This is a genomic window from Kocuria himachalensis (assembly GCF_054784195.1).
The window spans coordinates 47,664-57,397 of record NZ_BAAGPL010000004.1 but is presented as its reverse complement, the minus strand read 5'-3'; the positions used below and the strand labels follow the sequence as shown (position 1 = coordinate 57,397).

The 9,734-nt window shown below is 68.8% G+C and carries 9 protein-coding genes and 2 pseudogenes; 9 read left to right on the top strand and 2 right to left on the bottom strand.

Going from position 1 to position 9,734, the window contains the following annotated elements; translation table 11 throughout:
* From ACYVM4_RS03240 to ACYVM4_RS03215, 6 genes and pseudogenes are all read left to right on the top strand, one after another.
* Positions 1–352 (top strand): annotated as a pseudogene (locus ACYVM4_RS03240) (MmgE/PrpD family protein); the annotation flags it as partial.
* A 4-nt stretch (positions 353–356) separates the two neighbouring features.
* Positions 357–1,283: a methylisocitrate lyase gene (gene prpB / locus ACYVM4_RS03235; protein ID WP_460667657.1), complete on the top strand. Its 927-nt coding sequence runs from the start codon at positions 357–359 to the stop codon at positions 1,281–1,283.
* Between the two features lie 195 nt (positions 1,284–1,478).
* Complete coding sequence (locus tag ACYVM4_RS03230) at positions 1,479–2,669, top strand: bifunctional 2-methylcitrate synthase/citrate synthase (protein ID WP_460667656.1); 1,191 nt, start codon at positions 1,479–1,481, stop codon at positions 2,667–2,669.
* A gap of 100 nt (positions 2,670–2,769) precedes the next feature.
* Positions 2,770–2,985 (top strand): hypothetical protein, encoded by a 216-nt coding sequence (locus tag ACYVM4_RS03225; protein WP_460667655.1) that lies wholly within the window; start codon positions 2,770–2,772, stop codon positions 2,983–2,985.
* A gap of 216 nt (positions 2,986–3,201) precedes the next feature.
* Positions 3,202–3,738: a hypothetical protein gene (locus tag ACYVM4_RS03220; RefSeq protein ID WP_460667654.1), complete on the top strand. Its 537-nt coding sequence runs from the start codon at positions 3,202–3,204 to the stop codon at positions 3,736–3,738.
* A gap of 491 nt (positions 3,739–4,229) precedes the next feature.
* Positions 4,230–4,541 (top strand): hypothetical protein, encoded by a 312-nt coding sequence (locus ACYVM4_RS03215; protein WP_460667653.1) that lies wholly within the window; start codon positions 4,230–4,232, stop codon positions 4,539–4,541.
* Positions 4,542–4,959: 418 nt separating this feature from the next.
* On the opposite strand, the gene ACYVM4_RS03210 is transcribed toward ACYVM4_RS03215, so the two are convergent.
* On the bottom strand, positions 4,960–5,832 hold the full coding sequence (locus ACYVM4_RS03210; RefSeq protein ID WP_460667652.1) for a hypothetical protein: 873 nt from the start codon (positions 5,830–5,832) through the stop codon (positions 4,960–4,962).
* A 553-nt stretch (positions 5,833–6,385) separates the two neighbouring features.
* Between ACYVM4_RS03210 and ACYVM4_RS03205 the strand changes: the two genes are divergently transcribed.
* From ACYVM4_RS03205 to ACYVM4_RS03195, 3 genes and pseudogenes are all read left to right on the top strand, one after another.
* Complete coding sequence (locus tag ACYVM4_RS03205) at positions 6,386–7,924, top strand: NCS1 family nucleobase:cation symporter-1 (RefSeq protein WP_460667651.1); 1,539 nt, start codon at positions 6,386–6,388, stop codon at positions 7,922–7,924.
* Between the two features lie 44 nt (positions 7,925–7,968).
* Positions 7,969–8,670 carry an aspartate/glutamate racemase family protein gene (locus ACYVM4_RS03200; protein ID WP_460667650.1) on the top strand — a complete coding sequence of 234 codons (702 nt, stop codon included), beginning with the start codon at positions 7,969–7,971 and terminating at the stop codon, positions 8,668–8,670.
* Positions 8,671–8,882: 212 nt separating this feature from the next.
* Positions 8,883–9,044 (top strand): annotated as a pseudogene (locus tag ACYVM4_RS03195) (IS30 family transposase); the annotation flags it as partial.
* Between the two features lie 262 nt (positions 9,045–9,306).
* On the opposite strand, the gene ACYVM4_RS03190 reads toward ACYVM4_RS03195, so the two are convergent.
* Entirely contained in the window at positions 9,307–9,486 is a 180-nt protein-coding gene (locus ACYVM4_RS03190) for a helix-turn-helix domain-containing protein (RefSeq protein WP_460667649.1), read from the bottom strand.
* Positions 9,487–9,734 lie beyond the last annotated feature (248 nt).

Genomic DNA, 9,734 nt, shown 5'->3' with positions numbered 1-9,734 from the left:
GTGGAACAAGGTCACCACGGCCGAGGACGCGGAGTGGACCCGCCGCTACCACTCCCTCGACCCGGCCGAGAAGGCCTTCGGCGGACGGGCCGAGATCACCCTGACCGACGGCTCCACCATGGTCGAGGAGATCGCCGTGGCCGACGCCCACCCGCTCGGCGCCCGCCCGTTCGCGCGCGAGCAGTACGTCACCAAGCTGCGCACCCTCGCCGCCGGGATCGTCGCCGACGACGAGCTGGAGCGCTTCATCGCCGCCGCCGAGAACCTCCCGGACCTGGGCGCCGGGCAGCTGGACGCCCTCAACGTCACCGCCTCCGTCGACCTGCGCACCGGCACGAAGGGAATCTTCTAGAGCCATGCTGTTCTCCACCACCACCCCCGAGGCCAAGCGGATCGCCCTGCGCGAGATGCTGGCCGGTCCGGCCACCGTCCGCTTCCCCGGCGCCTACACCCCGCTGTCCACGAAACTGATCCAGGAGCAGGGCTTCGACGGCGTCTACATCTCCGGGGCCGTGCTCGCCAACGAGCTCGGCTTCCCCGACATCGGGCTCACCGCCCTGCCCGAGGTGGCCGCCCGGGCCGGGCAGATCGCCCGGGTGACCGACCTGCCGTGCCTCGTCGACGCCGACACCGGCTTCGGGGAGCCCATGAACGTGGCCCGCACCGTGCAGGAGCTCGAGAACGCGGGCCTGGCCGGGTGCCACATCGAGGACCAGTTCAATCCCAAGCGCTGCGGCCACCTGGACGGCAAGAACGTCGTGGACCTCGACACGGCCGTCAAGCGGATCCGTGCCGCCGCCGAGGCCCGCCGGGACCCGAACTTCCTGATCATGGCCCGCACCGACATCCGCGGCGTCGAGGGCCTGGCCGCGGCCACCGACCGGGCCAGGGCCCTGGTGGACGCCGGGGCGGACGCGATCTTCCCCGAGGCGATGGCCGACCTCTCGGAGTTCGAAGCCATGCGAGCCGCGGTCGACGTGCCGATCCTGGCGAACATGACCGAGTTCGGGAAGTCCCGGCTGTTCACCACCGACCAGCTGCAGGAGGCCGGGGCGAACATGATCATCTACCCGGTGACCCTGATGCGCGCCGCCCTGGGCGCCATGGAGCAGGTGCTGGCCACCATCGCCGCCAACGGCACCCAACAAGCGGCCGTGCCCGACATGCTCACCCGGTCCCGGCTCTACGAGCTGGTGGACTACAACGGGTACAACCAGTTCGACACCGGGATTTTCGACTTCGACGTCCCCGGGATCGCCAGCCCCGTACCCAGCACCCGGTAAACGCACCGACCCGCACCATCCACGCCGCCCGGCACCCGGGACCGCGCTGCGGGGGCCTCTCCTAGAGAGGCCCCCGCGGACGATCCCCTCCCCGGCTCCCGTCGCACTCAAGACAGCACAGCAGCTGCCTGCCGCCGCGTGCCGCGTCGGTAACGGGCGCCTCAGACCTTTTCGACCATCCTGAAGGAGAGCACCATGACGCAGGTCCTTTTCTCTGACACCGACACCCCGGCATCCGCCCCCACCCCGGCACCGCAGCCGGTGGTGAGTCGGGGACTGGCCGGGGTCGTGGCCGACTACACGGCCGTCTCCAAGGTCAACCCGGACACCAACTCCCTGCTCTACCGCGGCTATCCCGTGCAGGAGCTGGCCGCGAACTGCTCCTTCGAGCAGGTGGCCCTGCTGCTGTGGAACGGCGAGCTGCCCACGGAGGCGCAGCTCGCGGAGTTCTCTACCTTCGAGCGCGCCCACCGCGCCCTGACCCCGGAGCTGAAGGCGGTCATCGACGCGCTGCCCACCACCTGCCACCCCATGGACGTCTGCCGCACCGCCGCCTCCGTCCTGGGCGCCCAGGACCCGCAGGCCGAGGACTCCTCGCCGGCGGCGAACCTGGCCAAGGCCCAGAAGCTGTTCGCGGCCATGCCCGCGGTGGTGTGCTATGACCAGCGCCGCCGGCACGGCCAGGACCCGGTCGAACCCCGCGAGGACCTCGGCTACTCGGCCAACTTCCTGTGGATGGCCTTCGGCGAGGAGGCGGACCCGGCGGTCGTGGAGGCCTTCAACGTCTCGATGATCCTCTACGCCGAGCACTCCTTCAACGCCTCGACCTTCACCGCCCGGGTGGTGACCTCCACCCTGTCGGACCTGCACTCGGCGGTCACCGCGGCCATCGGGGCGCTGAAGGGCCCGCTGCACGGCGGGGCCAACGAGGCAGTCATGCACACCTTCGAGGAGCTCGGCATCCGCGCCGACGAGCCCGCCGGCGACGCCGAGAAACGGGCCAAGGCCTGGATGGACGAGGCCCTGGCGGCGAAGAAGAAGGTCATGGGCTTCGGCCACCGCGTGTACAAGCACGGGGACTCCCGGGTGCCCACCATGAAGGCGGCCCTGGACGCGATGATCGCCCACTACGGCCGCCCGGAACTGCTGGGCCTCTACCACGGGCTGGAGAAGTCCATGGAGGCGGCCAAGGGGATCAAGCCCAACCTCGACTACCCGGCCGGGCCCACGTACTGGCTGATGGGCTTCGACATCCCCACCTTCACCCCGCTGTTCGTCGCCGCCCGGATCACCGGGTGGACCGCCCACATCATGGAGCAGGTCGCGGCCAACTCCCTGATCCGCCCGCTGTCCGAGTACAACGGCCCCGACGAGCGACACCTGTAGAACATCCACTGGATGGGGCGCGGTGACAGGGATGACACCGCGCCCCATCGGCAGCAGCTCTTCAGGACGACCGCACACCCGCAGAAGAAAGGCGCACAGCATGGCGGGCAGCACCACACCGATCAAAGACCTTGAGTCTCTGCGCCCCGGGGATCGTGTCGACGTCCACCAACGAGAAACACTCATCTGCAGCGGCCACATTGAAGAACGCATGCTCGCCCTCCGTGTCGTCTGGATCCGCGACGGACGCACCGGGGAACGCAAAATGTTCTGCACCGACGAGCACCAAATCCGCCGCTCTGGCCGGACCCGTTGACCCCAGTGAAGTAACCTCTGCCGGTACTCCGCAGGAGCACTTGGAGCAAGGTGAAAAGCGCAGACAGAGTCGTTACCGGTTGACATAAGGCCCAATAGCGGCCAACAGGCCACGGGAGTTGTCACATCTGTTGGAACTCCCGTCCGACCGATTGATCTCTTCCAGCGCGATGTCGCGGTGGAAGTTCCGTGACGCGGGCACCGATAGTCTTTCTCGGTGCCCGAATACGCCCCTCACTCGCATGTGTTCGTCGACGAGTCCAAGGTCGGCGGGTACTACGTCGCCGCCAGCGTGGTGGCCGCCGGAGATGTGAACGCCACCCGCAAAGCTGTGCGGGCGCTGTTGTTGCCGAAGCAGAAGCGGATCCACTTCACCGACGAGAGGGACGACCGGCGCAAGAAGCTGCTCAAGGACTTCGCCCGTCTCGACGTCGCGGTGTCCGTGTATGTGGCCAAGGGGCTCAAGGACAAGGAGGCCCGGCCGCTGTGTCTGACCGCCTTGGCGGAGGACGTCGCGGTCTGTCAGGTCGACCACCTCTACCTGGAGAAGGACGATTCCTCGTTCGACAACGACAAGAGGGTCCTGGCGCGGACGTTCGCCGGCTACGAGCACCGTCCCCGCTATGCCTTCCCGAAGGCGCACGAGGAGCCGTTGCTGTGGGTCTCCGATGCGGTGGCCTGGTGCTACCAAAAGCGTGGACCATGGGTCGAAATGGCGGGCCCGCTGGTCTCTGGGGTTTGCATGTTGACCTAATGCGTCTTTTAAATGCGCGAGCCAGGCTCGTCGAACCGTCCGGATGACTGCCTGGCTTACTTCTCAGGGCTACTGCCCCTCGCCTTCCCCACTATACCCACCGCCCAGGGCTGCGTCACCACTGTCCCTGGAGTCAGATCTGGCTTCGCACCCCGGCCGCATCGGGGCGGCGCACGTTCTTGCCGCGCCGGCCCGACGCGGACGACGGCAGAGGAATGATTTCACGCACCGGGTGCTGCAGTAGGGGTTCCGCGTACGGACTGGCTGGATGTACCTGAACGCCCTTCACGCCGACGCTCAGGCCCGCTGACGAACGTCGCAGTAGGAGTTCACAGTGCCGTGCGCGGCACCGGGCGACCCCTGATGTTCACCCGCGCACCCCTTCCCGGCCACGGACCGCGTCTCTACTATTGACGGTGGACGACCGATGGGGCGCGTCACGCCCCGGGAGGTCCCTTCCGGGAAGTCTGCTTTCCAGGAAGTCATCATCCATGAGCGTCTTGAGCACTTTCACCCAGACCGACCCCGTCCCCGCTACGACATCATGTTCGGCGCAGCCCCCTGCCCGGTTGCGCCGCTATCGGATACTCGCGGACCGACCGGGCCTGAAGTTGCGCGCCGGGGAGCTGGTGCTGTGCATCGACTACGAGTACGCCCCGCACCAGGCGCTCGTGCCGGTGCGCTGCGAGGCCGATGACTACGCCCCCGGCGCGTTGCTGGCGCGGGCGGATGTGGAGTTCCTGGAGCATTCCGACGAGGTGTTCGGTGCGATGTCCTGGGGCAAGCCCGGAGGCCGGTCCTGATCTCTGCTCCCTCGATGCGGTGCATCACGTGACGCGCCGCAGACATAGCGGAATATAAGCGCCCACGTTGCCCTCCGTCCCCTCGTTCCCACTGCGCCTCTGCTATCGTGCGCCCCGTCCATAGTGGGTCCGCTCGGGTTTCCACGCGGGCGTCTTACGCTTTGAGGCCGTCCCCGAACCTCTCACCTTGGCATCAAAGGGCATCGCCGCCCCCGCTTTACATATGGCTCGCTACCGGACAATTTCTGTGAGGGCGGCGTTGCAGTAGGGGTGCCGCAGCGGTCGTTTCCAGCTATGGCGCCGGTAACTGAGCCGGTAGCTTCGCTGGCCTCTTCGGTGCTCCCTATCCACGCGCCGGCAGCGTGTTGCGTTCCTCCTGGGGCCGCTGATGAGGGCGGCCCCAGGAGGAGAGCACTGGTCAGGGGTGGTGGCGCTGGAGCCGGTGCATCCGCACGGCCACGGCGGCGGGCACCGCGATCCCGGCGGCGAGCAGGGCCGTGACCAGGGCGACACCGGGGTGCTCCTGGTCGGTGGTCGCGGCGGTCTGCATGTTCATCCCCGGGTTCATGGGCACCGGGACGGCCTGCTCCGGAGCGGCGACTACCATGGTAGCGGCCGGCGCCGGCACTGCGACCGGGGCCGGCTCTGTGACCGGTGCCGGTGCGGGGATGGCGATCACGGGGGCAGGAGCGACCGGTGCGGCAGGAGCCGGAGTCACCACCGGGGTGGTGACCGGGGTGCCGGTCCCGGCCCCGTCGCAGGCGGCGAGGAACTGCTTGAACAGCGCCAGGATCTGCTCGGCGGCGGTCTCGTCCAGGGCCAGCATGTTCAGCTGCGCATCCAGGTTCTCGATCGCGGCGTCGAGGGTTTGGTCGGCGGCGAGGATCTCCGGGGTGTCCAGGGCGAGCATGATCGCGACCTCGAGTTCGGCGATCCGGGTTTCGGCGGCGGCGATCGCCTCCGGGTCCTTGGCGGCTTCGGCGCTTTCCAGTTCGGCCCAGGCGGCCTCCAGCTGCACGTCGATCTCCCCGGCGGCGGCATCGGCCAGGAGAAAATACTGCTCCTCGGCCACGACCACGGCCTCGGCGGCCTGCTCCAGCTGGGTGACCGAGACGGGGGTGATCCCGGCCGCGGCCAGGGCCGCGGTGAACTGGCCGGAGGCCTGCAGACAGGGTGCGTCTCCGGGGGCGGCCACGGCCGCCGGGGCGCCCAGCACCAGCCCACCCACCAGCAGTGTGGCGGAGGAGCCTGCGGCCACCCATCCCTTGACGGTCTTGTTCATCGTGGTCATGCCCTGTCTCTCCTGCTCTCCCGAGATGACCCCAGGACGATCCCGGGGCCACCAGCACGCGGGCTCGCACCTGCCCCATGACGCGGTGAGGCGGGAGAGCAGGGAGGGGCCGCTGACCCTCCGCCGTGGTGGGGCGGTCAGAGACTTGGGGGAGCCCGCACCGCGGTGGGAGGGTCGCTGTGGGCTCATCGTACGGCCTGGTAGCAGTGGTGCTGAGTGTCGCCCGGCGGGCCCGCTACACGGCCGAGCCGTGCCGGGTGACCACTGTCTCGAAGGGCTGTTTCGCCTTTATCACCCCGTGGAGGTGTGCAGCGATCGGAACGTGCGGTGTTGTGCCGGAGGGTGCCGTCCTCCGTGCCGCCCCGGGGTGTGGAGCGGGGCCGGGGATCCCGGGGTGCCGGTGGGTTCTGGTGTTAACGAATCGTGCCCCGTGCGGAAACGGTGGTGAAACAGAATGCCCGTTTACTGGGCGTGTCGATATTGACGTTTCATTCACCGCGTCCTCGCCGTGCTCCGTGCACGCCTCGGACCGCCCCTCTGGAAGGCCGACGCCATGTCTACCGTCGCTCCCGATCCCGTCCCTCTTGCCGCCGCGGCCCCTGCCCCGGCCCAGGGCGCTGCGCGCCCCGGCTACGACGAGCGCCTCAGCAACGAGGATCTCGCCCCGCTGAAGGATCAGAAGTGGTCCTGGTACAACATCTTCGCGTTCTGGATGTCCGACGTGCACTCGGTCGGCGGCTACGTCACCGCGGGCAGCCTCTTCGCCCTGGGGCTGGCCAGCTGGCAGGTGCTCGTCTGCCTCGTCGTCGGCATCGTGATTGTCCAGGTCTTCGCCAACCTCGTGGCCAAGCCCAGCCAGCAGGCCGGGGTGCCCTACCCCGTGACGGCGCGCGTGGCCTTCGGCGTCCGGGGCGCGAACCTGCCGGCGGTCGTGCGCGGGCTCATCGCTGTGGCCTGGTACGGCATCCAGACATACCTGGCCTCCAACGCACTCGTCGTGGTCATGCTCCGGCTGTGGCCCTCCCTCGGCGCGTACGCCGACGTGGACCAGCACGGCTTCCTCGGGCTCTCCGCACTCGGCTGGGTCGGCTACGCGGTCCTGTGGGTCGCCCAGGCCCTCGTCTTCTGGCGCGGCATGGACTCGATCCGCCGGTTCATCGACTGGGCCGGGCCCGCCGTGTACGTGGTCATGTTCGCCCTGGCGATCTATCTCGTGGCCACCGCCGGGTGGCAGAACGTCAACTGGACGCTGGGCACCGTGAAGTTCACCGGCTGGGAGGCGCTGCCCTTGATGCTTACCGCCGTGGCCCTGGTGGTCAGCTACTTCTCGGGGCCGCTGCTGAACTTCGGCGACTTCTCCCGCTACAGCCGCAGCTTCGCCGACGTGAAGCGCGGCAACTTCTGGGGCCTGCCGATCAACTTCACGCTCTTCGCGCTGCTGACCGTCACCTGCGCGGCGGCCACCGTCCCGGTCTACGGGGAGCTCCTCACCGACCCCATCGAGACCGTCGCCCGGCTCGACAGCACCTGGGCGATCCTGCTCGGCGCGCTGACCTTCACGATCGCCACCATCGGGATCAACATCGTGGCGAACTTCGTCTCCCCGGCCTTCGACTTCTCCAACGTCGACCCGCGCAGGATCTCCTGGCGCGCGGGCGGGATGATCGCTGCCGTGGGCTCGGTGCTCATCACCCCCTGGAACCTTTACAGCAGCCCCGAATTGATCCACTACACGCTCGACACCCTGGCCGCGTTCATCGGCCCCCTCTTCGGCGTGCTGCTGGTCGACTTCTACGTGGTCAAAAAGCAACGCATCGACGTCGACGCCCTCTACTCGATGGACCCCGGCGGCCGGTACTGGTACCGCAACGGCGTCAATCCCAACGCGGTCCTCGCCACAGTCGCCGCCGCGCTGGTCGGCCTGGTCCTCGTTCTGGTGCCGAGCCTGGCCGGGGCCGCCGCGTTCAACTGGTTCATCGGGTGCGCGCTGGGCGCGGCGATCTACTGGGCCGCCTCAGTGCACGGCCCCTGGAAGGAGACCGCCGAGGCACCAGCCACCGCCACTGGCACGGCCGCGGAGGCGCGCCCGTGAGTGGCCCTCGCATCCTGGTGGTTAACCCGAATACCACTCTGAGCATGACTGAAGCGATCGGCGCCTGCGCGGCCGCCGCGGCCGCCCCTGGGACCACGGTCGCCGCCGTGAGCCCGCCGATGGGACCGGCCTCGATCGAGAGCCACTACGACGAGTCGCTTGCGGTGCCTGGGATCCTCGAGGTGATCTGCACCGCGGTCCGGGAGGACGCTGCGGACGGGTTCGTGATTGCGTGCTTCGGCGACCCCGGGCTCGAGGCGGCCCGCGAGGTGGCGCAGGGCCGGCCCGTCGTGGGCATCGCCCAGGGGGCTATGCACTTCGCCTCCCTCACCGGGCGGTCCTTCTCGGTGGTCACCACCCTCTCCCGCACGGAGGGCCGGGCCTGGGATCTGGCCCACGCGTTCGGCTTCACCGGCAGGTGCCGCAGCGTGCGCTCCTGCGAGATCCCGGTCCTGGAACTCGAGAACCCGGGCTCCGATGCCACACGAGTCGTGACCGCCCTGTGCGCCACGGCCCTGGACGAGGACCGCTCCGACGCGGTGGTCCTGGGCTGCGCGGGCATGGCAGGACTGTGCGCACGGATCCAGGAGGAGATCGGCGCGCCGGTCATCGACGGCGTGGCCGCGGCCACGGCACTCGTCGAAGCCATGGTGCGACTGGGCGTACCCGGCGCGTCGCGCGGGGAGTTCGCCGCGCCGCGGCCCAAACAGTACACCGGCCTGCTCGAGGCTTTCACGGTGGCCTGAGCCCCGTCCGCGGCGCCGCTACGGGCGCGGGTACCACGAACGAACGGCCCGGCCGGAGGATCTCCTCCGTCCGGGCCGTTCGTCGTGGAGCCTCTACGACAGACCTAACGAACTATTACTAACGTTCTGCGCTGGCTGATGCTTCTGGCTTGTTCTGAATTGGGAGTGGCCGGCACTGGGGGAGTCTGCAGCTTGGGACAGGTGGGCCAGTATTTCCCCAGGGCACCGACCTGTCCGTGCACACCCCAGAGCACCTACAGGCCGTCGCGTATCAGCTCAAGCACCGGCCCCGCGCGGTCCTCGATGGCCGGTCACCGGCGGAGCTTTTCTCCGCCTTGCTGCCCTTCCCGGACCACCCACTGTTGCGACCATGACGAGAAAGCACGCCGGACAAACAGCTCAAACTTCAAGCTGAACCGACACCGTCATCACGAAGCCAAGCGTGACTCAGTACCCTGCCGCTTTACATATGGCCTGTTATCAGCCGTTCCACGAGATCGACATTGCAGCCGGGGTTCGTTTGCGGCCACCTCTGAGTGCGTTGAGCCCCATGGTGGGCAGGAGGGCCTTCCTGTCGTCTTCGGCGTGCGGGCTTCCGTGTTCCCGCCGAGAGGGCGGGGTGAGGGTAGCGAGGATTCAGCGGCGCAGTGTGGCGGCGGGGGTTTCGCCGTAGGCCTGCTGGTAGGCGGCGGCGAAGCGCCCGGGATTGGCGAAGCCCCACCGGGCGGCCATGGCCGCCACGGTGGTCCTGGTGGGGTCGGCGGTCATCAGGTCGGCGCGGGCGGCATCCGGGCGGGCAGCACGCAGGTGGTGCACCCCGTGGTGCAATCCAGGATGCGACCGCACGTCTACTCGCCAGGAGGTCCTCATGGCCGATCACCGCCCTAATGGGTCTGCGGGCAGTCCGGGTCCGGGTCCGGGCCCTGGCCACGGCGAGTTGGAGGGCATGCCGCGCTGGGTGAGGGTGTCAGGAATCATCGTGGTGCTGCTGGCCGTGCTGGTTGCCGTCCTGCTGGTCCTCGGTGGACCGGGTGGCCACGGCCCCGGCCGCCACGCCTTGGCCC

Coding starts and splice junctions, on each gene's coding strand:
- prpB (WP_460667657.1), top strand. CDS start 357: ATGCTGTTCTCCACCACCACCCCCGAGGCCAAGCGGATCGCCCTGCGC.
- ACYVM4_RS03230 (WP_460667656.1), top strand. CDS start 1,479: ATGACGCAGGTCCTTTTCTCTGACACCGACACCCCGGCATCCGCCCCC.
- ACYVM4_RS03225 (WP_460667655.1), top strand. CDS start 2,770: ATGGCGGGCAGCACCACACCGATCAAAGACCTTGAGTCTCTGCGCCCC.
- ACYVM4_RS03215 (WP_460667653.1), top strand. CDS start 4,230: ATGAGCGTCTTGAGCACTTTCACCCAGACCGACCCCGTCCCCGCTACG.
- ACYVM4_RS03210 (WP_460667652.1), bottom strand. CDS start 5,832: ATGACCACGATGAACAAGACCGTCAAGGGATGGGTGGCCGCAGGCTCC.
- ACYVM4_RS03205 (WP_460667651.1), top strand. CDS start 6,386: ATGTCTACCGTCGCTCCCGATCCCGTCCCTCTTGCCGCCGCGGCCCCT.
- ACYVM4_RS03200 (WP_460667650.1), top strand. CDS start 7,969: ATGACTGAAGCGATCGGCGCCTGCGCGGCCGCCGCGGCCGCCCCTGGG.